22 protein-coding genes and 2 tRNA genes are annotated in these 23762 nt (G+C 70.2%); 14 read left to right on the top strand and 10 right to left on the bottom strand.

All coding sequences use genetic code 11. From position 1 onward, the window contains the following. Genes phnL through ACFW16_RS07225 form a run of 4 tightly spaced genes read left to right on the top strand, consistent with a single transcriptional unit; the run spans position 1 to position 3087 of the window. A complete protein-coding gene (gene phnL, locus ACFW16_RS07240) occupies positions 1 to 708 on the top strand; it encodes a phosphonate C-P lyase system protein PhnL (protein ID WP_380303307.1) in 708 nt (235 codons plus the stop codon). Continuing rightward, positions 705 to 1841: an alpha-D-ribose 1-methylphosphonate 5-triphosphate diphosphatase gene (locus tag ACFW16_RS07235; protein WP_380303306.1), complete on the top strand. Its 1137-nt coding sequence runs from the start codon at positions 705 to 707 to the stop codon at positions 1839 to 1841. Before phnL ends, ACFW16_RS07235 begins: the two co-directional genes overlap by 4 nt. 2 nt (positions 1842 to 1843) lie before the next feature. Then, the gene (locus ACFW16_RS07230) at positions 1844 to 2548 is read left to right on the top strand and encodes a DUF1045 domain-containing protein (RefSeq protein WP_380303304.1); all 705 of its coding nucleotides are present in this window, start codon (positions 1844 to 1846) and stop codon (positions 2546 to 2548) included. Then, positions 2545 to 3087, top strand: coding sequence for an MOSC domain-containing protein (locus tag ACFW16_RS07225; protein WP_380303302.1), 543 nt, complete (start codon positions 2545 to 2547; stop codon positions 3085 to 3087). Before ACFW16_RS07230 ends, ACFW16_RS07225 begins: the two co-directional genes overlap by 4 nt. 11 nt (positions 3088 to 3098) lie before the next feature. On the opposite strand, the gene ACFW16_RS07220 is transcribed toward ACFW16_RS07225, so the two are convergent. After that, a complete protein-coding gene (locus tag ACFW16_RS07220) occupies positions 3099 to 3950 on the bottom strand; it encodes a universal stress protein (RefSeq protein ID WP_380303300.1) in 852 nt (283 codons plus the stop codon). Positions 3951 to 4207: 257 nt separating this feature from the next. Between ACFW16_RS07220 and ACFW16_RS07215 the strand changes: the two genes are divergently transcribed. Further along, positions 4208 to 4531 carry a hypothetical protein gene (locus tag ACFW16_RS07215; protein ID WP_380303298.1) on the top strand — a complete coding sequence of 108 codons (324 nt, stop codon included), beginning with the start codon at positions 4208 to 4210 and terminating at the stop codon, positions 4529 to 4531. Between the two features lie 12 nt (positions 4532 to 4543). Here ACFW16_RS07215 and ACFW16_RS07210 read toward each other — a convergent pair whose 3' ends face one another. Further along, positions 4544 to 5353: an endonuclease/exonuclease/phosphatase family protein gene (locus ACFW16_RS07210; RefSeq protein ID WP_380303296.1), complete on the bottom strand. Its 810-nt coding sequence runs from the start codon at positions 5351 to 5353 to the stop codon at positions 4544 to 4546. 162 nt (positions 5354 to 5515) lie between these two features. After that, positions 5516 to 6307, bottom strand: a complete 792-nt coding sequence (locus tag ACFW16_RS07205; protein WP_380303294.1) for a GntR family transcriptional regulator — start codon at positions 6305 to 6307, stop codon at positions 5516 to 5518. A 63-nt stretch (positions 6308 to 6370) separates the two neighbouring features. Between ACFW16_RS07205 and ACFW16_RS07200 the strand changes: the two genes are divergently transcribed. The 7 genes from ACFW16_RS07200 to ACFW16_RS07170 are packed head-to-tail and all read left to right on the top strand — an operon-like array spanning position 6371 to position 15020. Continuing rightward, a complete protein-coding gene (locus ACFW16_RS07200) occupies positions 6371 to 7678 on the top strand; it encodes a M20 family metallopeptidase (RefSeq protein ID WP_380303293.1) in 1308 nt (435 codons plus the stop codon). A 16-nt stretch (positions 7679 to 7694) separates the two neighbouring features. Further along, entirely contained in the window at positions 7695 to 9257 is a 1563-nt protein-coding gene (locus ACFW16_RS07195) for an ABC transporter substrate-binding protein (protein ID WP_380303291.1), read from the top strand. A gap of 21 nt (positions 9258 to 9278) precedes the next feature. Further along, a complete protein-coding gene (locus tag ACFW16_RS07190; RefSeq protein ID WP_380303289.1) occupies positions 9279 to 10226 on the top strand; it encodes an ABC transporter permease in 948 nt (315 codons plus the stop codon). Then, positions 10219 to 11043: an ABC transporter permease gene (locus tag ACFW16_RS07185; protein ID WP_380303287.1), complete on the top strand. Its 825-nt coding sequence runs from the start codon at positions 10219 to 10221 to the stop codon at positions 11041 to 11043. The genes ACFW16_RS07190 and ACFW16_RS07185 overlap by 8 nt, the downstream gene beginning before the upstream one ends. 5 nt (positions 11044 to 11048) lie before the next feature. Further along, the gene (locus ACFW16_RS07180) at positions 11049 to 12647 is read left to right on the top strand and encodes a dipeptide ABC transporter ATP-binding protein (protein ID WP_380303285.1); all 1599 of its coding nucleotides are present in this window, start codon (positions 11049 to 11051) and stop codon (positions 12645 to 12647) included. A gap of 25 nt (positions 12648 to 12672) precedes the next feature. Continuing rightward, on the top strand, positions 12673 to 13890 hold the full coding sequence (locus ACFW16_RS07175; protein ID WP_380303283.1) for a M20 family metallopeptidase: 1218 nt from the start codon (positions 12673 to 12675) through the stop codon (positions 13888 to 13890). 8 nt (positions 13891 to 13898) lie between these two features. Next, entirely contained in the window at positions 13899 to 15020 is a 1122-nt protein-coding gene (locus ACFW16_RS07170) for a M24 family metallopeptidase (protein ID WP_380303281.1), read from the top strand. A gap of 105 nt (positions 15021 to 15125) precedes the next feature. Here the strand turns inward: ACFW16_RS07170 and ACFW16_RS07165 are convergent, their stop codons facing one another. Genes ACFW16_RS07165 through ACFW16_RS07145 form a run of 5 tightly spaced genes read right to left on the bottom strand, consistent with a single transcriptional unit; the run spans position 15126 to position 21646 of the window. After that, positions 15126 to 16004 (bottom strand): SMP-30/gluconolactonase/LRE family protein, encoded by an 879-nt coding sequence (locus tag ACFW16_RS07165; RefSeq protein WP_380303279.1) that lies wholly within the window; start codon positions 16002 to 16004, stop codon positions 15126 to 15128. A gap of 35 nt (positions 16005 to 16039) precedes the next feature. Next, a complete protein-coding gene (locus ACFW16_RS07160; RefSeq protein ID WP_380303277.1) occupies positions 16040 to 16837 on the bottom strand; it encodes an SDR family oxidoreductase in 798 nt (265 codons plus the stop codon). A 20-nt stretch (positions 16838 to 16857) separates the two neighbouring features. Next, positions 16858 to 18930 (bottom strand): ABC transporter permease, encoded by a 2073-nt coding sequence (locus ACFW16_RS07155; RefSeq protein WP_380303275.1) that lies wholly within the window; start codon positions 18928 to 18930, stop codon positions 16858 to 16860. Continuing rightward, positions 18927 to 20462 carry a sugar ABC transporter ATP-binding protein gene (locus ACFW16_RS07150; RefSeq protein ID WP_380303273.1) on the bottom strand — a complete coding sequence of 512 codons (1536 nt, stop codon included), beginning with the start codon at positions 20460 to 20462 and terminating at the stop codon, positions 18927 to 18929. The genes ACFW16_RS07155 and ACFW16_RS07150 overlap by 4 nt, the downstream gene beginning before the upstream one ends. Positions 20463 to 20518: 56 nt before the next feature. Next, a complete protein-coding gene (locus tag ACFW16_RS07145; RefSeq protein ID WP_380303271.1) occupies positions 20519 to 21646 on the bottom strand; it encodes a sugar ABC transporter substrate-binding protein in 1128 nt (375 codons plus the stop codon). Positions 21647 to 21788: 142 nt separating this feature from the next. Here ACFW16_RS07145 and ACFW16_RS07140 point away from each other — a divergent pair, with 142 nt between their 5' ends. Further along, positions 21789 to 22469 (top strand): GntR family transcriptional regulator, encoded by a 681-nt coding sequence (locus ACFW16_RS07140; protein ID WP_380303269.1) that lies wholly within the window; start codon positions 21789 to 21791, stop codon positions 22467 to 22469. Positions 22470 to 22602: 133 nt separating this feature from the next. Here the strand turns inward: ACFW16_RS07140 and ACFW16_RS07135 are convergent. Together ACFW16_RS07135 and ACFW16_RS07130 are read right to left on the bottom strand one after the other, a co-directional pair. Beyond that, positions 22603 to 22678 (bottom strand) — tRNA-Asn (locus ACFW16_RS07135). Between the two features lie 135 nt (positions 22679 to 22813). Then, positions 22814 to 22887 (bottom strand) — tRNA-Cys (locus ACFW16_RS07130). Positions 22888 to 23092: 205 nt separating this feature from the next. On the opposite strand from ACFW16_RS07130, the gene ACFW16_RS07125 reads away from it, so the two are divergent. Beyond that, a complete protein-coding gene (locus ACFW16_RS07125) occupies positions 23093 to 23749 on the top strand; it encodes a protein-L-isoaspartate O-methyltransferase (RefSeq protein ID WP_380303267.1) in 657 nt (218 codons plus the stop codon). The last annotated feature ends 13 nt before the right edge of the window (positions 23750 to 23762 follow it).

Here is a 23762-nt window from a genome sequence, read left to right as displayed (position 1 = left end):
ATGCCGAACACGACTCCGATGATCGAGGTCTCCGGCCTGTCCAAGACCTTCGTTCTCCACAACCAAGGCGGGGTGCGGCTGCCGGTGTTCGGCGGCGTCGACTTCACCGTGGCCGCGGGGGAATGCGTCGTGTTGGGCGGCCCATCCGGCGCGGGCAAGAGCACCTTCATGCGCACCCTCTACGGCAACTACCTGGCTTCGGCCGGGCGGGTGCTGATCCGGCATGAAACCGAGCCGGTCGACATCACCGCCGCGACACCGCGCCGGATCCTCGAGGTCCGGCGCCGGACGCTCGGCTATGTCAGCCAGTTCCTGCGGGTGATCCCGCGCGTGCCGACGCTGGAGATAGTGAAGGAGCCGATGCTCGCCTCCGGCGTCGCCGAGGCAGAGGCAGACCGCCGCGCCCGCACGCTGCTGGCCCGGCTGAACCTGCCCGAGAGCCTGTGGTCGCTGCCGCCCGCCACCTTCTCCGGCGGTGAGCAGCAGCGGGTCAATCTCGCGCATGGCTTCGCGATGGAGTATCCCATTCTTCTCCTCGACGAGCCGACGGCCTCGCTCGACGCCGACAACCGGCGCGTGGTCATCGAGCTGATCGAGGAGGCCAAGGCACGCGGCGCCGCCATCGTCGGGATCTTCCACGACACGGTGGTGCGCGACCGGGTGGCGACCCGGATCTTCGACGTCACGCTCTACAAGGCGGCCGCATGAGCACGGATCTGATTTTTTCCAACGCCCGGATCGTCACCCCCGAGGCTGTCGTCACCGGAGCGCTGCGGGTCGAGGACGGCCGCATCGTGGCCATTGACGAAGGGAGGGGGGAGGCCTCCGGCGACGATTTCGACGGCGACTACCTGATCCCCGGACTGATCGACCTGCACACCGACCATCTCGAGCGCCATGTGGCGCCGCGGCCGGGGGTGATGTGGAACAGCGTCTCGGCCGCGATGGCGCATGACGCCCAGGTCGCCACGGCCGGCATCACCACCGTGTTCGACAGCCTGTCGCTGATGGGCGAGCACAAGGGCGTGCCGCGCGGCAGCCTGCTGCGGCCGATGGTCGACGGGCTGGAGGCGGCGCGCCGCCAGGACATGCTGCGGGCCGACCACTTCCTGCATCTGCGCTGCGAGGTTGCCGACCCGCATGTGCTGGACTACCTGTCGGTTCTGATCGACGACCCGGCGGTCCGCCTGCTCTCGATCATGGACCACACGCCCGGCCAGCGGCAGTACGCCCAGGTCGAGAAGTGGCGCCAGGCCAACCGCCACCGCTACAGCGAGGCGGAGCTGGACGTGCTGATGAAGGAGCGGCAGGCAGCGCAGGAGGCGCATGCCCACCGGCATCGCCTCGCCATCGCCGAGCTCGCCGCCCGCCGTGGCGTGGCGCTGGCCAGCCATGACGACGAGACCCCGGCCCATGTCGACGAGGCGGTGTCGCTCGGCGTGTCGATCTCGGAGTTCCCGACCACGGCGGGCGCGGCCCAGGCGGCGCGCAGCCATGGCCTGTCGATCCTGATGGGCGCCCCGAACGTGGTCCGCGGCGGCTCGCACAGCGGCAATGTCGGGGCGGCGGAGCTGGCGGCCGCCGGGCTGCTCGACATCCTCGCCTCGGACTACGTGCCGATCAGCATGCTGCATGCCGTCTGCATGCTGGCCGAGACGCCGGTCGGGCTCGGCCTGCCGGGGGCGGTGGCGCTGGTCAGCGCCAACCCGGCCAGGGCGGCGGGGCTGGACGACCGTGGGCGGATCGCGCCGGGGCTGCGGGCCGATCTCGTCCGCTTCCGCCTGATCGACGGCGTGCCGCACATCCGCGGCGTCTGGCGCGCCGGCAAACGGGTCGCCTGAGCATGACCCGACGCTACGCGATCTACTTCGCACCGCCTCCCGAATCCGCCCTGGCGGAGCTCGGCGCCGAGTTGCTCGGCCGCGATCCGGAGACGGGCGAGCCGCGGCCGCAGCCGCGGTTCGACGGTATCGGCCTCGACCGGTTCCACGCGATCACCGCAGACCCCCGCCACTACGGCTTCCACGCCACGCTGAAGGCGCCGTTCGCGCTTGCCGAGGATGTGTCGGGCGACGCGCTGCACGCGGCCGCCGAGGCTTTTGCCGCCGGCCGTGCCCCGGCGACCGGCCCGGCGCTGACGCTCGCCTCGATCGGCGGCTTCCTGGCCCTGGTGCCCTCGGCCGACGCGCCCGAGGTGCACGCCCTGGCCGATGCCTGTGTCGAGGCGTTCGACCAGTTCCGCGCGCCGCTCACGGCCGCGGAGCTGGAACGGCGGCGACAGTCGCCGCTGACCCCGGCGCAGGACCGGCATCTCGAACGCTGGGGCTATCCCTATGTGTTCGACGAGTTCCGCTTCCACATGACCCTGACCGCCCGCCTGACCGACACGGCGGAGCATGAGCAGGTGCGCGCCGCGCTGGCCGAGCGGACCGTGCCCGTCTGCATCGATCCGCTGCGGATCGATGCGATCGCGGTCTATGAGCAGGACGACCGGCAATCCCCGTTCCGCATCACCGGCCGCTATCCGTTGACGGGGATGTCGGCATGACCGGCGTGGTGACTGCCGTCGGCCTCAGCCCGACCCACGACTTCAGCAAGCCGGTGCTGGACATGATCCGTCTGCTCACCGGGCTCGGCGTCGAGGGCGACGCCCATATGGGAAAGACGGTGAAGCACCGGTCCCGGGTGAAGGTCGACCCGACCCAGCCCAATCTGCGCCAGGTGCATCTGATCCAGGGCGAGCTGCATGACGAACTGGCGGCCGCCGGCTTCACCGTGGTGCCCGGCGACCTGGGCGAGAACGTCACCACCCGCGGCATCGACCTGCTGGGCCTGCCGACCGGCGCGAAGCTGAGGCTCGGCGCCGAGGCGGTGGTCGAGATCACCGGGCTGCGCAACCCCTGCAGCCAGATCGACGGCTTCCGGCAGGGCCTGCTGAAGCTGGTCGTCGGCCGCGACGAGGCCGGCAATCTGGTGCGCAAAGCCGGGGTGATGGGCATCGTCCTGGCCGGCGGCATGGTGCGCTCCGGCGACCCGATCGGGATCGAGCTGCCGCCCGAGCCGCACCGGCCGTTGGAGCGGGTGTAGCGTCGCTCGGCTTACCGCAGCATCAGCACTGGGATCAGGCACGACCGCACCATCGCGGTGGTGGTGCTGCCGATGATCAGGTTGCGGATGCGGGAATGGCCGTAGGCGCCCATCACCAAGAGGTCGATCGACGCCTCGGTGACCTCGGCCGCGATCACCGCCTCCGGCTCGCCGGGCAGGATCCGGGCGCGGATGTCCCAGCCGGCGTCCCGCAGCCTGGCCTCGGCGGCATCCAGCTTGGCCTCGGCCTCCTCGTCCGGGCTGCCGGCCATCAGCAGATGGCCTTCCAGCCCGCGCAGCAGCTGGCCGTCAGCGATCAGCTCGACCGCCTTGGTCACGCTCGGGCCGCCGTCGAAGGCGATCAGGAAGCGCCCGATCGGCTTGAAGGCGCGGGCGGCGACCAGCACGGGCTTCTTGGCGGCGCGCGCCACCCGCTCGAGATTCGAGCCGAGATGCAGCTTGGCGAAATCCGCCGCCTCGCCGCGCTTGCCGATGACGATGACGCTGGCGTCGGGCTCGAACTCGCCGACCGTCTCGACCAGGTCGCCGTTGTAGAGATGGGTGTCGACATCGGCGACGCCGGCCTCCTTCAGCCGGGTGCGGCCTTCGTCGAGGATCAGCCGGCCGCGCTTCTGCGACAGGCCGGCCCGCTGCTCGTCCATCGCCGCCAGCTCGGCCAGGATGTCCTGGGAATAGGCGACCAGCGTTCCGCTGATGTCGACCGGGATGGTCGACACTTCGCGGCGGCCCAGCACGTGCAGCAGCTCGACCGGCTGGTTCAGCCGCGACGCGGCCCAGGCGGAAAGATCGCAGACGCTGTGGGAGTAGATCGAGCCGTCGATACAGGCGAGCACCTTGGCCATGCCATCGACTCCATGTTGGCCGCGCCCGCTCGGGGCCGATCGGCGACGATGGAAGACTGACTCAATGCCGATACCGACTCAACAATCTGGGGCGGGTTCGCTGCGTTCCAAGATGGGAACCCAGTCCGTTGTCTCGGCACAGGGCCTCGGTCAGAGCCGATGCCGGCCGGTGCCATCAGCCAGGGGGAGGGGAACCGCGGATGATTCCGGCCCGTACATCCTGAAGCGATCCACGGTATAGCCGGCAGGAGGACACCATGCCCGACGCCAGGGAGAAGCTGGTCGATTTCGTCACCAGACGGGCCTTCGACCCGGTCCTCAAGGCCCAGGCCGAGGGGAAGTCGGAGGCCGAGACGCGCAAGCTGGAGCATGTCCAAAAGGCGACCCGGACCGAGGTCGAGCGCTATCGCGGCTACGGCTCGGCGAAGGAGGTCGTGGTGAACTTCAAGCGCGACCTCGATTCCGAGCCCGCGCGGAAGGTGCATGCGGAGCTGAAGGCGCTGGGCCTGCCAACGCTCAACGACATCCGTGACGAGTTCGAATCGATGGCGAAGGAGCTCGGCGTCGACGCGTCCCGCTGAGGATGCTGCGCGTCAGGCGGCTTCCGACAGCGGCGCCGAGGCGGCGGGCAGGGGGATGGCCAAGTCGATCACGGCCCGCAGCGGCAGGTGGTCCGAGGCGATCCGCGACAGCGGGCTGCGGTGGACCTCGACCTGACGCAGCACGCCCTGCGGCCAGCCCAGGATGCGGTCGAGCGAGACCAGGGGCAGCGGCGCGGGGAAGCTGGGCGGGCTGGCCTGCAGCGGCCCGAACAGGGCGTCGAGCGGCCGCAGCGAGGAGCGCCGACCGGGGCGCCACTCGTTGAGGTCCCCGACCAGCAGCGTCGGCATGCTCTCGCCCGCGGCGATCTCGTCGAGGATCATGGCGGACTGGCGCATCCGGCAGCGGCGGAGCAGGCCGAAATGGGCCGCGACCAGCCGCAGGCGGCCGGCCGGCAGGGCCAGCTCGGTGACGATGGCGCCGCGCGGTTCCGCTCCCGGCAGCGTCAGGCGGCGCAGGCGGGTGACCACGCCCTCCCGCACCAGCAGCGCATTGCCGTGCCAGCCATGACCGTCGGGCAGATCGGAGACATGCACCAGATGCAGGCCGCTGTCGCGGCGCAGCGTCTCGGCATCGAGCAGGCCGGAGCGGCGGCCGAACCGGCGGTCCACCTCCTGCAGCGCGACCACGTCGGCGTCGAGCTCGGCGACCACGGCGGCGATGCGCAGCGGGTCGAAGCGCCGGTCCAGCCCGACGCATTTGTGCACGTTGTACGAGCCGACGACGATCGGACGGACGGAGGCCGTCTTGATCGGAGTCTCGGGCAGGATGCCGCTGCGGCAGGGTGCGTCGTACGGGGCCATCTGGGTTCCGAAGCCGGGACCGTCAGACAAACGCCCGGAGACCATTTGGATTTAATATAACCGTCCGGCGGTGCCAAGACACCGCGACCGAATGTACCGGCCGTATGATCGATGGGCGCAGGGAGGCGGGCTGCTCAATTCGCATGCACGCTCTTCCATCATCTAACGGACCTCGTTGATGTAGCAGTGATCCGCCGTGGTCGCGCGGTGTTGCGCCAGTATGGTCGGCGTGCCGGCCTGGTCATAGGCGATCTCGTCGATCGCCAGCACCGCCGCCGGCGGAGTCAGGGCCAGCAGGGCGCAATCCTCGGTATCGGCGAGCTCCGCCGTCACCTGCTCCCGGACCGCCGAGATGCGGATCCCGTACCGCTCGAACAGGTGCAGGTAGAGCAGTTCCGGCACGTCTTCCGGACGGTCCGGAAAACCCGGCAGCCGCGGGGCCGGCAGGATGAAGCGGTCATGCATGATCGGGCGTCCGTCGATCCGCCGTACCCGCCGCAGCCGCAGCACCGGCGCGCCGCGCGTCAGGTCCAGGGCCGTGCATTCCTCCGGACTGCCGCGCTCCACCGCGAGCGACAGGACGGCGGCCTGCGAGCGCAGCAGCGCTCCATCGCGCCCGTGCAGGCGGAAGTACTGGAAGAAGAAGCGCAGCGTCTGGTGCGGGCTGCGCCCCGTCACCACGGTCCCGGTCTTCCGGCGTCGGGCCAGCAGCCCCTCCGTCGCCAGGTCGAACAGCGCCCGGCGCACCGTGCCGACGGCGACCCCGAAGGACTGGGCGAGCGATACCTCGCTCGGCAGCACCGTTCCGGACGGCCACTTCCCCATCAGGATCGCGTCGGAGATGTGCCGCTTCACCATCTCGTACAGCGGCGCCGTATCCGCGCTCAACCGCGGCACGGCCGGCTCGGTGGCCGTGCCGTCCTGCGCGCGGGCGTTTTCGTCGTTGACAGGCATCGGATCCCGTTCTCTTATTCATATATAGTTTATAGGAAATAAACTTGCTTGTGGAGAGGCGAAGTGTCGGGTGGGCACCTGTCGGCAGGCCTTGGCGAGGCCTGGGTCGCGATCGCGGCCGATGACGCCGCGATCGTCGAGGACCTGTCCCGGCTGGTCTCCATCGACACCTCCTTTCCCCCTGGCGACGGCTACCACGCCTTCGCCGATCTCATGGAAACCCTGCTGGCGCCGCTCGGCTTCCGCTTCCGCCGCGTCAGCGTCCCCGAATCCCTGTGGCAGGCCGGGGAGGGTGGGGCTCACGGCGATCGAGTCAACCTGATCGCCGAGCGTCGCGCGGGCCTTCCGGCCTGCAGCCTCTACTACCACACCGACACGGTGCCGCCCGGTGCCGGCTGGACCCGGCCGCCCCTGGCCCTGACCCGCGAGGGCGGCCGTCTCTACGGTCGTGGCGCAGCCGACATGAAGGGCACCATCGCCGCCACGCTCGCGGCGCTGCGCGCGATCCGGAGCGTCGGCCTGCCGCTGCGGTTCGACCCGGTGCTGCTCTTGTGCACCGACGAGGAAGGCGGCCTCTATCCCGGCATCCGCCACCTGGCGGAGCAGGGGCTGGTCGAAGGACACCTGCTCAGCTTCAACGGCGGCGCCGCGCCGCGGATCTGGGCGGGCTGCTTCGGCAGCATCGACCTGCTGATCCGCATCCACGGCCGCGGCGCCCATTCCGGCGATCCGGTCGGCGGCATCAATGCGGTGGAGGAGGCGATCCCGCTGCTGCAGGCGCTGATGGCGCTGAAGGCGGAGGTCGAGACCCGGGTCTCCGCCTTGCCGCCGCCGCCGCACAACGAGGGACGGCCGCTGCATGGCCGGCTGACCATCGCCGCGCTGCATGGCGGGCAGAAGGGCTCGTCGCTGCCCGCGGTGTTCGAGATCCTGATCAACCGCCGCTACGCGCCGGAGGAGGCGTTCGAGGCGGTCCGGGCGGAGATGGAGCAGACCGTCCGGGCGGCGATGGCGCCGTCGCGGGCGTTGCGGGTCGAGACCCACATGGTCGGCCATCTGGCCCCGGTCTCCGATCCCGGCGGGCCGCACTGGCCGCGCTGGCAGGCGGCGCTGGCGCAGGGCTTCGGCTGGGCGCCGGAGGCGTTCCGCGCCTGGGGCTCCTCGACCAGCTCCGACATGGGCTTCGTGCAGCAGGCCGGCATCCGCGAGATCCTGCTGGGCGGGCTGAGCCGGCCCGACAACAACACCCACGCGCCGGACGAGTTCACGACGATGGAGGACGTCGTCGCCCTGGCGCGGGCGGTCCTGCTCTATCTCAGCCGCGACTTCGACGACGACGGCGCGGGGCCAATCACACCATCCGAATGCTGACAGGGAGAGCCAAAAAATGATCCGATCGGGCCTCGTCGACCGACGCACCTTCCTCGCCGCGACCGCCGCCGTCGCCGGCTTCGCCCTGACCGGCGGGCGCGCCCTCGCCGCGGCGCCGCAGCGCGGCGGCACGCTGCGCATGAGCGTCGACCAGGCGGTGGCGAAGCTCAACCCGCTGCTGACCCGGGTGAACCCGGAATACCTGGTGGCGGAGCTGCTCTACAGCGGCCTGACCCGCCTCAGCCCCGAGATGACGGCCGAGCCCGACCTGGCTGAGAGCTGGAGCAGCTCGGCCGATCTGACCGAATGGACCTTCAAGCTCCGTTCCGGCCTGACCTTCCACGACGGCAGCGCCTGCACCGCGGCCGACGTCGTCGCCACCTTCGAGGCGATCCTCGACCCGCAGACCGCGTCGCCGGCGCGGCAGAATGTCGGGCCGATCACGAAGGTCGCGGCGCCGGACGACACCACTGTGGTGTTCACCACCGCGACCCCCTATGCCGACCTGCCGGTGGCGCTGGCCTACACCAACGCCAAGATCGTGCCTAAGGCGGTGATCCAGGGCGGCCTCGGCCGGCTCGACCGCGAGGCGGTCGGCACCGGCCCGTTCAAGCTCGTCTCCTTCGAGCCGGAGCGGCAGGTCGTCGTCGCCCGCAATGACGCCTATTACGACCGCGCGCGCCCCTATCTCGACCGTGTCGAGGTCGTGATCTACCCCGACACCTCGGCCGAAGGCTCGGCCCTGATCTCGGGCGACACCGACCTGATGCTCAACCTGGTGCCGACCGAGTACCAGCGCCTGCAGGGCGCGGACGGCGTCGGCGTGCTGCGCACGCCGTCGGGCCAGTTCTGCAACATCATCCTCGGCTGCAACCAGAAGCCGTTCGACGACGCCCGGGTCCGCAAGGCCCTGGCGCTCACCATCGACCGCGAGGCGATGGTCGAATTCGTGGCCGAGGGCTTCGGCACGCCGGGCAACGATTCCCCGATCAACTCGGCCTATCATTTCTACAGCGATGCCCCGCTCGAGGCGCCGGACATCGACCGGGCCAAGGCGCTGCTGGCCGAGGCCGGCCACGGCGGCGGCCTCGACCTGACCCTGATCGCCTCCGACCGGCCGGCGGTGCGGACGCAGCTCGCGGTCGCGGTGCGGGAGATGGCGAAGCCCGCGGGCTTCAACATCGAGGTCCAGACGATGCCGCACAGCACCTATCTGGACCAGGTGTGGAAGCAGGGGAGCTTCTATGTCGGCTTCTACAACATGCAGCCCACCGCGGATGCGATCTTCTCGCTGCTCTACACCTCGACCGCGGCCTGGAACGAGACGCACTGGAACAACGCGGCGTTCGACAAGCTGGTCGGCGACGCCCGCGCCACGGCCGACGAGGCGAAGCGCCGGGACCTCTACGCCCAGGCGCAAAGGCTGATGATCGACGAGGTGCCGTCGATCATCCCGGTCTTCTTCGACCTGCTGACCGCCCAGCGCGACTACGTCCAGGGCTACAAGCTGAATCCGCGCGGCGCCGTGTTCCGGCTCGACCATGTCTGGCTGGGCGACGGCGCCCCGAAGCGCGGCTGACCGCGGCGGCGGAGATCCCCCTTGTCCCCGAGCTATCTCCTCAAGCGGTGCCTCCTGATCCTCTACACCCTCGCCGTGGTGTCGGTGATCGTCTTCGGCATCACCCAGGTGCTGCCCGCCGACGCCGCGACCATGATGCTGGGCGAGAACGCGACGCCGGAGGCGCTGGCCGCGGTCCGCGACCGGATGGGGCTCGACGCCCCGGTCTGGGCCCAGTACGGGCATTGGCTGGCCGGCGTGGTGCAGGGCGATTTCGGCGTCTCGCTGCGCACCGGCCAGCCGGTCGGGCCGGTCATGGTCGAGGCCCTCGGCCGGTCGCTTCTGCTCGCGGTCTTCGCGATCGGGCTGATGCTGGTGGTGGCGGTGCCGCTCGGCATCCTCGCCGCCATCCGGCGCGGCCGGCTCTCGGATCTGCTGGTCAGCCTCCTGTCCTATCTCGGCGTGTCGCTGCCGGAATTCGTGACGGCCACGGCCTTCGTGCTGCTCTTCGCCGACTGGCTGCGGATCCTGCCGGCCACCGGCTATGTGCCGCTCACCGAGAATCCGTGGCAGGGGCTGCTGCATCTCGTCCTGCCGGTGCTCACCGTGTCCGTCATCCTGGTCGCGCATGTCTCGCGCATGGTGCGGTCGGAGCTGGTGGACGTGCTGCAGACCGACTACATCCGCGCCGCCCGGCTGAAGGGGCTGTCGCGGCGGCGCGTGCTGTTCCGGCACGGGCTGCGCAATGCGCTCCTGCCCACCATCACCATCGTCGCGCTCGATGTCGGCTACCTGCTCGGCGGGGTGATCGTCGTGGAAGAGATCTTCGCCCTGCCGGGCATCGGCCGGCAGCTCATCGTCGCGATCCAGAGCCGCGACCTGCCGGCGATCCAGGCCGGGGCGCTGATCATGGCCGCGACCTACTCGGTGGCGAATTTCGCCGCCGACATGGCCTATGCCTGGCTCGACAAGAGAATCCGCTATGACTGAGAGTCTCGGCCGTCTCGCGCGATCGCCGCAGGGCCTCCTGGGGCTTGTCCTGGTGTCGCTCGCTCTCCTCGCCGTGTGCTTCGGCCCCTGGCTGGCGCCGCACAGCCCGGAGGGCCTCGCGCCGCTGGCCCGCTATCGCAGCCCGGGACCGGAGTTCTGGCTCGGCACCGACCAGTACGGGCGCGATATCCTCAGCCGGCTGCTCTACGGCGCCCGCACCACCATCGTCATGGCCGTGCTGGCGACCGCGCTGGGCACGGTGATCGGTGCCGTGCTCGGCACCGCCTCCGCCTTCCTCGGCGGCCGGGCGGACGAGGCGATCATGCGGACGGTCGACGCCGTCATGTCGATCCCCGGCCTGCTGCTCGCGCTGCTGATCGTGAACCTGCTGGGCAAGAGCAGCCTGAACGCTCTGCTCGCCGTCGGCATCGCCTTCGCCCCCGGAATGGCGCGGGTCACGCGCAGCGTCGCGCTCACGGTGCGCAAGCAGGACTATGTCGGCGCCGCCGTGGCCCGGGGCGAAAGCGGCGCGTACATCGTGCTGCGCGAGATGCTGCCCAACGTCGTCGCCCCGATCGTGGTCGAGATGACGATCCGCGTCGCCTTCGCGGTCATGCTGTTCGCGACGCTCAGCTTCCTCGGCCTCGGCGCCCAGCCGCCGGCCCCGGAATGGGGGCTGATGGTGGCGGAGGCCCGCGGCTTCATGCACCGGAATCCGTGGATGCTGATCTGGCCCAGCGCCGCCATCGCGCTGGTCGCGATCGGCTTCAACCTGCTCGGCGACGGGCTGCGCGACATCCTCAACCCGCGGGTATGACGCCGATGGCCTCCGTTCTCGAGATCGACGGCTACAGCCTCGACTACCTGACGCCGAAGGGCGCCTTCCGGGCGCTCGACGGCATCGACCTCGCGATCGGCCGTGGCGAGGTGCTGGGCCTGGTCGGTGAATCCGGCTCGGGCAAGACCTCGCTGGCCTGGGCGATCATGCGCCACCTGCCGGCCAATGCTCGGGAGGCCGGCGGCGGTATCCGCCTGGCCGGGGACGACCTGACCAGGATGGGCGCGGCCGCGATCGACCGCATCCGCGGCCGCCGGATCGCCATGGTGTTCCAGGACCCGGGCACCTCGCTGAACCCGACCCTGCCGCTCGGCGAGCAGCTGGCCGAGGTGCTGGTCCGGCACCGCGGCCTGACCCGGCGCCAGGCCTGGGCCGAGGGTGAGGCGATGCTGGCCCGGGTCGGGCTGAAGCAGCCGGCGGCGATGATGCGTCGCTATCCGCACGAGGCCTCGGGCGGCGAGAAGCAGCGGGTGGTGATCGCCACCGCCTTCGCCTGTCAGCCGGAATGCATCGTCTTCGACGAGCCGACGACGGCGCTCGACATCATCACGGCGCGGCAGATCCTCGACCTGTTCGGCGAGCTGCAGGCCGAGACGGCGGTCGCCTCACTCTACATCTCGCATGATCTGGCGCTGGTCTCCCGCATCGCCGGTCGGGTCGCGGTGATCCACAAGGGCCGGATCGTGGAGCAGGGAGAGGTGGCGCCGGTCTTCTCCTCGCCGCGCGAGGCCTATACCAGGCGGCTCGTCGGCGCCGTGCCGCGGCCCGACCGGCGGCTGGTCGAAGGCGGGCCGCCGGCCGCGGAGCCGCCGCTCCTCGATATCCGGGACGTCACCGTGCGCTACGGCCGCGCTTCCCGGCTCGCCCGGCTGTTCGGCCGGGCCAAGGCTCCCGTCACCGGCGCCCGGTCGGTCAGCCTGGCGGTGAAGCCGGGCGAGATCGTCGGCGTGGTCGGCGAATCCGGCTCCGGCAAATCGACGCTGGCCAAGGCGCTGATCGGCCTCAACCCCTTCGAGGGCGAGGTGCTCTTCGCCGGGCGGCGGATCTCGGGCCGCGCCGATATGGACCGGGCCTATCGCCGCGACGTGCAGATCGTGTTCCAGCACCCCGACGCATCGCTCAACCCGCGGATGCGGATCGGCGAGATCCTGTCGCGGCCGCTCAAGCTCTACGGCAACCCCGGCGGCACCGACATCGCCGCGCTGCTGGAGCAGGTGCGGCTGCCGGCCGACTACGCGCGGCGCTTCCCGCACCAGCTGTCGGGCGGCGAAAAGCAGCGCGTCGCGATCGCGCGCGCTTTCGCCTCGCGGCCGAAGCTGGTGGTCTGCGACGAGATCACCTCGGCGCTCGACGTCTCGGTCCAGGCCTCGGTCGTCGAGCTGCTGCTCGACCTGCAGCGGCGCTTCGGCACCGCCTACCTCTTCATCACCCACGACCTGAACCTGGTGCGGCAGATCGCGCACCGGATCGCGGTGATGTACCGCGGCGACCTGGTCGAGACGCTCGACGTCGCGCAGGCCGCCGGCCCCCGCCACCCCTATGCCCGCTCGCTGATCGAAGCGGTGCCGACCCCGGTCGGATGATCGACGCAAACCAAGGATAGTCACGATGGATCGCGATGCGCTGCTGGCGCGGCTCGACGAGGCCGCCGCTCTCGATTTCCTGGCGCGGATGGTGCGCCACAAGAGCTATTCGGAGACCGAGGGCGAGCGCGTCCTGGCGGGCTTCATGGTCGAGCGGATGCGCGCTCTCGGCCTCGAGGCCGAACTGCAGCCGGTCGCCGGCGAACGGGTGAACGCGATCGGCCGGCTGAAGGGTGCGGGGGGCGGCAGCAGCCTGCTGTTCAACGGGCATCTCGACACCAACCCGGTGACCGAGGGCTGGACCGTCGACCCCTGGGGCGGGGTGGTCGACGACAGGTTCATCTACGGCATCGGCGTCTCCAACATGAAGGCGGGCGACGCCGCCTATTTCTGCGCGGTGAAGACGCTGCTGGATGCGGGCGTGCGGCTGAAGGGCGACGTCGTCCTGACCTATGTGGTGGGCGAGCTGCAGGGCGGCATCGGCAGCCTGGCGGCGATCCGCGCCGGGGTGAAGGCCGACTATTTCATCAACAGCGAGCCGACCGACCTGCAGGCGCTGACGATGCATGCCGCGGCGCTGACCTTCGTCATCGAGCTGACCGGCATCACCCGCCACCTGTCCAAGCGCGAGGCGGCGGTGGACGCGATCGCGGCGGCCTGCGACCTGATCCCGCGCCTGAGCGGCATGACCTTCTCCGACGCCCGCAGCGACGAGCATCGCTCGATCAACCGCTGCCATGTCGGGGTCGTGCACGGCGCCCTCGGCCGCGAGCTGCAGGAATGGCGGCCGCCGCAGGTGGCCGACTTCGTCCGGATCAAGGGTTCCGCCCGCTACGCTCCCGGCCAGAGCGAGGCGGGCGTGCTGGCGGATATGCGCCGGCTGCTGGACGAGCTGGAGGCCCGTTTTCCGGGCCTGAAGGCCGAGATCGTGCCGGAGCGGGTCGAGGGCCGGCCGTTGATGCCGCCGTTCGAAGTGGCGCGGGACTCGCGCATCGTGCGCACGATCAACGCCGCCTATGAGGCGGTGCGCGGCGCGCCGCAGCCCACCGGCGCGATCACGCCGCCCGGCTTCTACGGCACCGATGCCGGGCATTTCCATCACGAGCTGGGGATGGAGGGCATCGTCTGCGGCCCGGGCGGCCGCTACAACACCATGCCGGACGAGCGGGTGGACATTCCCGACTACCTCGACATGATCCGGATCTACATGCTGGCGATCCTCGACATCTGCGAACCGGTGTGAGGCCCGGCATGGCCGACCGGGACGAATTCGCCGGGCGGGTGGCCCGAGCCCGCGCCGCGATGTCGGCGGCCGGCGTCGACCTGCTCCTGGTCGACCATGCCGAGCTCCTGGCCTGGCTCACCGGCTACACGGTGTCCGAGACCATGTACCGCGCGGCGCTGCTGCCGCGCGAGGGGGAGCCCTGGTTCGTCCTGCGCAGCCTCGATGGCGATCCCTGCCGCCGCAAGACCTGGTTCGCCGAGGTGACCGGCTTCCCCGACACGGCCGACCCCTTCGCTGTGGTCGCGGAGACGATCCGGGCGCACGGCTTCGCGGCCGCCCGGATCGGCGCCGACTTCCAGTCCTATGCCTTCACCGCCCACACCCTGGCGCGGTTCCGGGATCTCCTGCCCGATGCCGTCTTCGTCGACCTGCCGCGGGTCAGCGACCGGCTCCGCGTCGTCAAGTCGCCGATCGAGATCGCGGTCCTGGCCCAGGCCGCGGCGATCGCGGATGCGACGATGGCGGCCGTGGTCGACGCTGCCCGCGGAGGCATCTCGCCGCGCGAAGCCTCGGCGGTCGCGGCGGCCGAGTTCCTGCGGCGCGGGGCGGACACCGGCGAGGTCGGGCCGATCGTGCGGGCCGCGGGCGACAACGAATTCCTGCACGGGGCCATGACCGACACCCGCCTCGGCGACGGCGAGATCCTTCATGTCGAGCTGATCCCGAAGGTCGCCAACTACAGCGCGCGGCTGATGCGGCCGATCCTGATCGGCCGGGATCCCGGCGGGCTGGAAGAGGCGGCGCAAACCCTCATCGCCCTCCAGGACCGGCAGATCGCGGCGATGCGCCCGGGCGTTCGGGCGCGCGAGGTCGACGCGATCCTGCGCGAGGGCGTGCTCGGGCAAGGGCTGCGCGCGATCTACGACAACGTCACAGGCTACACGCTCGGCCTCTATGGGCGGACGCCGCGGACAAGCGATTTCTCCTTCGTCTTCCTGCCGGATGCCGAATGGCGGCTGGAGGAAGGTATGGTGTTCCATATGTATGCTTCCGCCGGCGGGCTGGGTTTCAGCGAGACGGTGGCGGTCGGGCCGGAGGGCGGCCGCCGCCTGACCCAGGCGCCGCGCCGGCTGCTGATCTCCGGTTGAGGTCGACGGAAGCCGCTTGCATTTCTTCCGCTCTTCGCTGCGGCAGAAAAAATCGAGCCATCAGGCTCGAAAAGCGCATTCGAACGCGCCACCCGGCCCTGAAGCCTACCCGCCGAACCGCGGCTCCGGAACGCCCTTGATGCCGAGGCCGTGGATCGCGAACAGGCTGCCGCGCAGCACCCCGTCCCCCGGGAAGCGGGGCAGCGGCGGCTTGGCCATCGAGGTGACGTAGAGGATGTCGAGGTCCGGCCCGCCGAACATGACGCTCGTGACCTTCTTCACCGGCATCTCGATGATGCGGTCGACCCGGCCGTCGGGCGCGTAGCGGACCAGCCGGCCGTCATAGACCAGGGCGTTCCACAGGAAGCCCTCGGCATCGACGGTGGAGCCGTCGGCCGCGCCGCCGCGCGACCGGTCGACCTTGGCGAAGCTGCGCCGGTTCGAGACCGCGCCGCGGTCCTGGTCGTAGTCATAGGCCCAGATCTCGCCCGACCAGGTGTCGTTGAAGTAGAACGTCCGGCCGTCCGGGCTCCAGCACGGCCCGTTGGAGACGATGATGCCGTCGTCGATCCTGGTCACGGTCAGATCCGGGTCGAGCCGGTACAGGGCGCCGTTCGGCCCTTCCTCCATCGTGTCCATCGACCCGGCGAAGAACCGGCCGCGTCTGTCCACCTTGCCGTCGTTGAGCCGGTTGTTCGGTTTGTCCGGCTCGGGATCGGCGATCAGCGCCACGTCTCCGGTCTGGAAGTCGAGGAAATGGAAGCCGCGGGCGAGCGACACCACGGCGCCGCGGCCGTCCTTGCGGATCGCCATCGATCCGATCTTCTGCGGCACGTCCCAGCAGCGGATCTCGCGGCCGTCGGCGGTGGCGCGGAAGACGCGGCCGTCGAAGCTGTCGATCCAGTAGAGCCGTTCCTGCTGCGCGTCCCACAGCGGGCCTTCGCCCAGGGTGGTCTTGACGTCGACCAGGACCTCGATCTGCATGGCATCCTCCCTTTCAGCACGGGCCTTCGGCGGCCTCACAGGGTCTCGACATTGCCGTCGACGCCGATCGCCTGCCCGGACAGGTTGCGGCCGGCGTCGGAGAGCAGGACCGCGACCATCGCCGCGACATCGTGCGGGCTGACCATGCGGCGCAGCGAGATCCGCTCGAGATACTTCGCCTCCATCTCCGCATAGGAAACGCCGACCTGGGCGGCGCGATCGCGGATCACCCCCTCCATCCGTGGCCCCTCGACGATGCCGGGCAGGATGGCGTTGACCCGGATGTTCGACGGGCCGAGCTCCTTGGCCAGGCTCTGGGTCAGGCCGATGACGCCGAACTTGGCCGAGGAGTAGGGGGTGCGGAAGGCGTAGCCGTGCCGGCCGGCGGCCGAGGACATGTTGACGATCGACCCGCCGCCTGCCGCCTTCAGCATCGGCACGGCGCGCCGGGCGCACAGGAACTGGCCGGTCAGGCAGATGTCGATGCAGCGGCGCCACGCGCCGGGATCGATGTCCTCGACCGCGCCGGTCGGGCCGGCGATGCCGGCGTTGTTGATCAGGGCGTCGAGGCCGCCGAGGTCGCGGGCGACCGCGTCGAACATGCGGTCGACATCGGCTTCGGCCGATACATCCGCCTTGATCCGCCCGGCCTGCGGGAACTCGGCCGCGAAGCTCTCCAGCGCCGCGTCCGCGACGTCGCAGACGAAGACGCGGGCGCCATGGGCGATCAGGCGGCCGGCGATGGCGAGGCCGATCCCCGCCGCCCCGGCGGTGACGAGCACGCGCTGGCCCCTGAGCCCGGCCCCGAGATCCGCTGTCCGTCCTTCGGCCATCGATCGGTCCTTTGCAATGGTCAGGCCCGCCGCTCGCGCAGCGCGACGACGGCGCCGAGCACGACGAGGCCGTAGAGAATGGCGCGCGTGGCATAGGGGAGATTGCTGCCGGTCAGCAGCGTCTGCAGCGCGGTCAGCAGCAGCACGCCGCCGAGCATGCCGAGATAATGGCCCCGCCCGCCGGTGATCAGCCCGCCGCCGACCACGACCACGGCGATCGACGGCAGCAGGTAGTCGTCGCCCATGCCGAGGCTCGCCTGGCCGGAGAAGCCGGTGAGCAGGATGCCGACCAGACCGGCGCAGAGCGCCGACAGGACATAGACGCCGATCAGCGTGCGGTCGACGGCGATGCCGGACAGCCGCGCCGCGCGCAGCCCGTTGCCGATGCCGTAGACGCGCCGGCCGAACGGCGTGCGCGACAGCAGCAGCACGGCCAGGACGACGAAGACCGCCAGGGCCGGCACGATCGGCGTCACGCCGGCGACCCGCGCGGTCATGACCCAGCGCAGCAAGGGCGAGGAGAAGCCGGCCGGGGTGCCGCCGGAATAGAGCAGGGCGACGCCCTGGAGCAGGCCGTTGGTCGCCAGCGTCATGATGATCGGCGACAGGCCGAGGACGACGATGCCGATGCCGTTGAGCAGCCCGATCAGCGCCGCGACCGCGAGCACGACCGGCAGCGCATAGACCAGCGCCGCGTCCGATCCTTGCACCAGCCCGGCGAGCAGGATGCCGCAGAGCCCGATGGTCCACGGCACCGAGAGATCGAGCCCGCCGGTGAGGATCACCGTACCCTGGCCCAGGGCGATGACGGCAAGGAAGCTCGACAGGACGATGAGCGAGTTCCAGTAGTCCCAGTGCAGCACCGCGCCGCCGAGCCAGATCTCGGTGGCCAGGACGACGATCACGAGGCAGAGATAGGCCGGCAGCGCATAGCGCAGGGCCTCGGCATGCCGGATCCGGAACGGCGCCGCATGCAGGGCGGCGGCGGGTGCCCCGCCTGCGGTCCGCAGGCGCCGGTCGCCGCCGCCGATCTGGCGCGGCAGCCGGCCCGCGCGCCAGGCGGCGATGCGGGTCGCCGCACCGCGGATCTGCCGGGCCAGCACGGAGCCGCGGCTGATCGAGGCAGCGAGCACGGCCAGCACCAGGATGGCGCCTTCGGCGATCGTCGAGTAATAGGCCGAGACGTTGAGGACCAGGAGAATATTGACGACGATCATCAGGATATAGGCCCCGACGATTGATCCGACCGGCCCGCCGCGCCCGCCGCCGAGCCGCGTCCCGCCGACCACGACGGCGGCGAAGGTCTGCAGCAGCAGCGAGTTGCCGACGAGCGGGTCGCCCGAGCCGGTCTGCGCGCTGATGAAGACGCCGGCCAGGCCGTAGCAACCCCCGGCCAGCACATAGGTCATGAAGCGGGTGAGGGCGACGCGCACCCCGGCCGAGCGGGCGGCCTCCGGGTCGCTGCCGATCGCGTAGAGCGCGGTGCCGAAACGGGTGGATTTCAGCCAGCACCAGAGCAGCACCAGCACGCCGAGCAGGACGAGCGGCATGGGCAGCCACTCGGGAACGGCGTCGCCCAGATAGAACTCGCCGAGGCTCGGCGCCACCTGGCCACCCGGCTTGTCCATGACCAGCAGCGTCGTGCCCTGGAGGATGAACATGGTGGAGAGCGTCACCACGATCGGCTGCAGCCGCAGAAACGCGATGAACGCACCGTTGAACGCGCCCGTCGCCATGCCGATGGCGATGCCGACCATGGTCGCGACGGCCACGGACCCTTCCGGATTGGCAGGATCGGTCATGGAGGCGAGGGCAACATTGACCAGCGAGACCACCGCTCCGGCCGAAAGATCGAAGCCGCCGGACAGGATGACCAGCGTTGCGCCGATGGCGGCGATCGCCAGCGTCGCCCCGCCGCTGGCAAGGAAGCTGACATCGAAATAGGTGAGCGGCCCGGCATTGATCGCGTCGACGACCAGGAACAGCACCGCGAAGACGGTGATCGCGGTGATCAGGCCGCGGTGGCGGGCCAGGGCCGGCACGGCGGTCGCGAGGCGGCGCGGCGCCCCTGGTGACGACACGGTCAGGCTCATGCGGCGCGCTCCTCCGGCACGGTGCCGCCGAGCGCGGCACGCATGATCGCGGCCTCGGTCAGCTGCGCAGCATCGAGCTCGGCCACGAGCCGTCCGTCATAGAGCACGAGCACCCGGTCGCAGAGATGGACGAGCTCCGGGATCTCGGTCGAATGGAACAGGATCGATCCGCCGGCCTCGACATAGGCGCGCATCAGGACGTAGAGCTCGTGCTTGGTGCCGACATCGATGCCCCGGGTGGGGTCGAACAGCAGCAGGATACGGCTTTCGGCGAGCAGCCATTTGGCGATGGCGATCTTCTGCTGGTTGCCGCCCGAGAAGGCGCCGGCCGGTGTCCACAGCGCGCGCCGGTCGACCTCGACCCGGGCGAACGCCGCCTCGACCGCCCGCCGCTCCGACCCGGTCCGGATCAGGCCGCCGCGGCTGAACCGGCCAATCACCGGCAAGGAGGCGTTGTGGCCGCCGCTGAGCTTGAGGAACAGCCCTTCGGTCTTCCGGTCCTCGGGCACGAGGCCGAGCCCGATGTTCGGGCGCACCGCGTCCGCCGGCGAGGTGATGGCGACCGGCCGCCCGTCGATCCGGATCTCGCCGCGGCGGATCTCGGTCATGCCGAAGCAGGCGAGGGAGAGGTCGAGCTGGCCCATGCCCTGCAGCCCGGCGATGCCGAGGATCTCGCCCCGGCGCAGGGAAAGGTCGACGCCGTCGAGCTTCGGCCCGGCGGCGAGATCGCGGGTGCCGAGCACCTCCGGCGCCGTTTCGGCCCGGCGGGTCGGCCGCGCCGGAAAGGTCTGGGCGATGGAGCGGCCGATGATGGTCTCGACCACTTGCGCGTCGCTCAGTTCGCCGGCCGCCGCGGTGACGATGTGCCGGCCGTTGCGCAGGATCGTCAGCCGGTCGCAGAAGGCACGGACCTCGCGCAGGCGGTGCGAGATGAAGACGATGGTCACGCCCTGCCGCTTCAGCCGGGCGATCACCTCGCCGAGCCAGTCGACATCGCGGCCGGCGAGGGTCGAGGTCGGCTCGTCCAGCAGCAGGATCCGCGGCTTGCGCCAGATCGCCCGCGCGATCTCGATCTTCTGCTGCACGGCGAGGTCGAGGCCGCCGACCTCGGCCGCGGGATCGACCGCGAAGCCGAGCGCGTCGAAATGCGCCCGCACCGCGGCCTCCGCCGTCCGGCGCCGGATCATGCCGGTGAGCCCGACGGGGGCGTAGGGCATCAGCATGTTGTCGAGCACGGTCAGATCCGGGACCAGTGTCATCTCCTGGAACGCGGTCTGGAGGCCGTGCGCATGCGCGACTCGGGGCGAGCGCAGCCGGACGGTCTCGCCGAAGACGCGGAACTCGCCCCGGTTGGGCTCGATCAGCCCGGACAGCAGCTTGACGATGGTCGACTTGCCGGCGCCGTTCTCGCCGAGAAGGGCATGGGCCGTGCCCGCCTCGATCTCGAGGCTGACGTCGTCGACGGCGACGGTGGCGCCGAATGCCTTGCGCACGCCGCGGAGCGCCACCGCCGGTCCCGTTCTCTCCGCCATGCTTTCCTCCCGCTGATCCGATGGGCGGGCGAGGCGTCCCCGCCCGCCGGGCCGCATCACTCCTCGGGCTGGCCGACCAGGGCGGCGTTGAGGCCGACCTCGGGCGTCTCGTCGGAGAAGATCGAGGCGAACCAACCGGGATTGGGCACGACCGCCGGCTTGAAGGCGTTGCACCCCGCCTTCATCTCCTGCCAGCTGCCCTCCTGGCACAGCTTGATCGTGTCGTTGGTGACGAGCGGCAGCGGCAGCGTGGTCTTCTTCGGCACGTCCTTGCCTTCGAGCGCCTCGACCGCGAGCTTCAGGGCCAGCGCGCCGGAATAGGGTGGGGAGGCGTAGGAGATGCGCGGCGCCGCCAGCGGCGCATAGGGCGGGGTGGCGCCCTCGACCTCGGTGCCGGCCGGCAGCATCTGGACGCGCCCGCCGTTCGATCCCTCGCCGGCGCAGGGCAGCAGCTCCTGCGGCGTCTTGCCGGCTTCGAGCTGCATGGCGTTGGCCGTGTAGCAGCCGACCTGCATCCACAGGCCGTTGATCTGGCCCCAGCCCTGGGTGGCCAGGATCTTCGACAGCTCGGTGCGGGCGACCGCCTGGCTCCACATCCCGACCGCCTCGGCGGTGATCTTGATGTCCGGGTACTTGGCGAAGATCTCCTTCGCCGCCTTGGTCCGCAGCGTGTCGACCGAGGTGCCGGGCACGCCGGTGACGAGCACGATGTTGCCCTTGCCGCCGAGCCTGTCCGCGAGCCATTGCGCGGTCTTGCGGCCCGCCTCCTCCTGGTCGATGGAGATGTTGTAGGCGCAGGGCTCGGTGATCTCGGCGTCATAGGCGAAGATCTTCACGCCCTTGGCGCAGGCGTTCTTCACCACCTGGTTCAGGGCGGTCGGCGAGATCGGGTAGACGACGATCGCCTCGGCCCCCGCCTGCACCATGGCGTTGATCTGCTGGATCTGGCGCTGGGCGTTCGGCCCGGCGACCTGGATCTGCAGGTCGACCTTGTCGGCCAGGTCCTTGTGCGCCGCCATGGCCTTGATCATGTTGGCGGCTTCCGCCTGCCAGTCGTTGCCGATGTAGCTCATGCTCAGGAAGATCTTGTGCTTCTTCTGAGCCTGGGCATGCGCGCCGCCGACGCCGAGCCCCAGGGCTATGGCGGCTATGGCGGCACAACGGAGAATGCTCTTCCCTCTCATGACGTCGCCTCCCTCATCCGGCAGTTCTGCCTGTCTGTATTTGTGATCATAGATCACGGATCTCGGATCGTGCAAGGCGGCGGCGCGGCGCGGTATAAGGGACAAGCCGCGCCCAGCCGCGGCGCAGGAGACCCGGATGCCCATGGCTGATGCCGCCGCGACCAAGGCCGAATTCCAGATCGTCCCTCTCGCCCGGGACACGCTGCAGGAGCGCGTCTACCGGCAGGTCTCGGACCTGATCCTCGACGGCGAGATCGCGCCGGGGCAGCTCGTGACCATCCAGAGCCTGGCCGAGGCCTTCGGCGTCAGCACCATGCCGGTGCGCGAAGCCCTGAAGCGGTTGACGGCGGCGGGGGCCCTGACCCTCGTGACCGGCCGCTCGATGGGGATCCCGAAGCTGAGCCTGGACCGCCTCGCCGATCTCAAGAACGTCCGCGTCGAGATCGAGGGGCTCGCCGCCGAATGGGCTGCGCGCAGCATCGGGGATAGCGATCTCGGCCGGCTCGGTGAGGAATGCGCGCGCATGGACGCGGCCGTGCGAACAGGTGACGTGAAGAGTTATCTCCGCGGCAACCGTGCCTTTCACTTCATCATCTACCGCGCCACGCACTCTCCCGCGTTGATCGGCGTGATCGAGGCGCTGTGGCTACAGATCAGCCCGTATTTCAACCTGCTGCACGGGTCCGGCAACTACATCTCGGCCAATCAGCACCACCGCACGCTGCTGCAGGCGCTCGAGAATCGCGATGGCGAAGCGGCACGGGCGGCGATGGCGGCGGACATCGACGGCGCCTACGACGTGCTTTATCGGATGCTGACCTGACCGTTCGGGCAGGCCGTCGCACGGGGGTCGCGTTGAAGCTGGTTCGCCCAGGACATCGTCAAGGCGGTAATCTACCGGCAGAAACAGCCGCCCGCACAGTTTCGCCGGGCGTAACCGATCGGAAAATGAGAAATGGCTCCCTGGACTGGACTCGAACCAGTGACCCGCTGATTAACAGTCAGCTGCTCTACCAACTGAGCTACCAGGGAACATGAGCGCCGGATCGCTCCGGGCTGTCGGTGGCGCGGCTTATAGCAACCTCGCCCCGCCCTGCCAAGCCTGACGTGCACCCCCATTCCACTTTTTGGAGATGCTGTCCCGACCGGCATGTTCGGCGGGCCGTTTGGAGGCGCGAGCCGGAATCGAACCGGCGTGCACGGATTTGCAGTCCGCTGCTTGACCACTCAGCCATCGCGCCCCGACGGCGGCCCCCGTATATCGTCCGCCGAGAAGCGGGGTCAAGAGACGAACGCGCCGGATTTCGGCAATGTTGCCGGGCTCGACACCGCCGGCCGGCATCAGACCGATTGTGTTGCAGGCGCGAAGGCCGATATAACCGCTGCGTTTGAGCCCGTGACGGCCGCCCGGCCGCCGCGGCTCGCCGTTCTCAGATGCGGAATCCCATGGTCGACTACGCAGCCGCCCGCCTGAACATGGTCGAAGGGCAGATCAAGCCCAACAAGGTCATCGACCAGGCCCTGATCGACGCCATGACGGCCGTCCCGCGCGAGCGCTTCGTGCCGGCCGACCGGCGCGGCGTCGCCTATGTCGACGAGGACGTGGCGATCGGCAGCGGCCGGGTGCTGATGGAGCCGCGGGTCCTCGGACGTCTCCTGAACGACGCCCGGATCAGGCCCGACAGCCGGGTGCTGATCGTCGGCGCCGGCACCGGCTACAGCGCCGCCATCGTCGCTCGTTTCGCCGGCAAGGTGGTCGCGCTGGAGGAGGACAAGGCTCTTCTCGCCACGGCGCGCGGGACCCTGTCGGAGCTCGGCGTCCAAGGCGTGACCCTGGCCGAAGGGCGGCTGGCTGAGGGCTGGCCGGCCGAAGGACCGTACGACGTCATCCTGATCGACGGCGCCGTCGCCGAGGTGCCGGACACGCTGATCGCGCAGCTGGCGCCCGGCGGCCGCCTGCTCACCGTGGTGGATGACGGCGACGGCGTCGGCCGTGCTATGCTGGTCGGCGCGGTCGATGGAGTCGCGTCGCAGCGCCCGCTGTTCGACGCGACGACGGCGATCCTGCCGGGCTTCGAGCGCAAGCCGGCCTTCCAGTTCTGAGCGTGCGTTTCCA

Origin of the sequence: Inquilinus sp. NPDC058860 (assembly GCF_042743185.1) — a bacterium.
GTDB lineage: Bacteria > Pseudomonadota > Alphaproteobacteria > DSM-16000 > Inquilinaceae > Inquilinus.
Note: the sequence above shows the minus strand (reverse complement) of the source record. Positions and strands in the feature narration are given on the sequence as shown.

Excerpts from the sequence above, each read along its gene's own strand:
- phnL (WP_380303307.1), top strand. The coding sequence starts at position 1 with ATGCCGAACACGACTCCGATGATCGAGGTCTCCGGCCTGTCCAAGACC.
- ACFW16_RS07235 (WP_380303306.1), top strand. The coding sequence starts at position 705 with ATGAGCACGGATCTGATTTTTTCCAACGCCCGGATCGTCACCCCCGAG.
- ACFW16_RS07230 (WP_380303304.1), top strand. The coding sequence starts at position 1,844 with ATGACCCGACGCTACGCGATCTACTTCGCACCGCCTCCCGAATCCGCC.
- ACFW16_RS07225 (WP_380303302.1), top strand. The coding sequence starts at position 2,545 with ATGACCGGCGTGGTGACTGCCGTCGGCCTCAGCCCGACCCACGACTTC.
- ACFW16_RS07220 (WP_380303300.1), bottom strand. The coding sequence starts at position 3,950 with ATGGCCAAGGTGCTCGCCTGTATCGACGGCTCGATCTACTCCCACAGC.
- ACFW16_RS07215 (WP_380303298.1), top strand. The coding sequence starts at position 4,208 with ATGCCCGACGCCAGGGAGAAGCTGGTCGATTTCGTCACCAGACGGGCC.
- ACFW16_RS07210 (WP_380303296.1), bottom strand. The coding sequence starts at position 5,353 with ATGGCCCCGTACGACGCACCCTGCCGCAGCGGCATCCTGCCCGAGACT.
- ACFW16_RS07205 (WP_380303294.1), bottom strand. The coding sequence starts at position 6,307 with ATGCCTGTCAACGACGAAAACGCCCGCGCGCAGGACGGCACGGCCACC.
- ACFW16_RS07195 (WP_380303291.1), top strand. The coding sequence starts at position 7,695 with ATGATCCGATCGGGCCTCGTCGACCGACGCACCTTCCTCGCCGCGACC.
- ACFW16_RS07185 (WP_380303287.1), top strand. The coding sequence starts at position 10,219 with ATGACTGAGAGTCTCGGCCGTCTCGCGCGATCGCCGCAGGGCCTCCTG.
- ACFW16_RS07180 (WP_380303285.1), top strand. The coding sequence starts at position 11,049 with ATGGCCTCCGTTCTCGAGATCGACGGCTACAGCCTCGACTACCTGACG.
- ACFW16_RS07175 (WP_380303283.1), top strand. The coding sequence starts at position 12,673 with ATGGATCGCGATGCGCTGCTGGCGCGGCTCGACGAGGCCGCCGCTCTC.
- ACFW16_RS07170 (WP_380303281.1), top strand. The coding sequence starts at position 13,899 with ATGGCCGACCGGGACGAATTCGCCGGGCGGGTGGCCCGAGCCCGCGCC.
- ACFW16_RS07165 (WP_380303279.1), bottom strand. The coding sequence starts at position 16,004 with ATGCAGATCGAGGTCCTGGTCGACGTCAAGACCACCCTGGGCGAAGGC.
- ACFW16_RS07160 (WP_380303277.1), bottom strand. The coding sequence starts at position 16,837 with ATGGCCGAAGGACGGACAGCGGATCTCGGGGCCGGGCTCAGGGGCCAG.
- ACFW16_RS07155 (WP_380303275.1), bottom strand. The coding sequence starts at position 18,930 with ATGAGCCTGACCGTGTCGTCACCAGGGGCGCCGCGCCGCCTCGCGACC.
- ACFW16_RS07150 (WP_380303273.1), bottom strand. The coding sequence starts at position 20,462 with ATGGCGGAGAGAACGGGACCGGCGGTGGCGCTCCGCGGCGTGCGCAAG.
- ACFW16_RS07145 (WP_380303271.1), bottom strand. The coding sequence starts at position 21,646 with ATGAGAGGGAAGAGCATTCTCCGTTGTGCCGCCATAGCCGCCATAGCC.
- ACFW16_RS07140 (WP_380303269.1), top strand. The coding sequence starts at position 21,789 with ATGGCTGATGCCGCCGCGACCAAGGCCGAATTCCAGATCGTCCCTCTC.
- ACFW16_RS07125 (WP_380303267.1), top strand. The coding sequence starts at position 23,093 with ATGGTCGACTACGCAGCCGCCCGCCTGAACATGGTCGAAGGGCAGATC.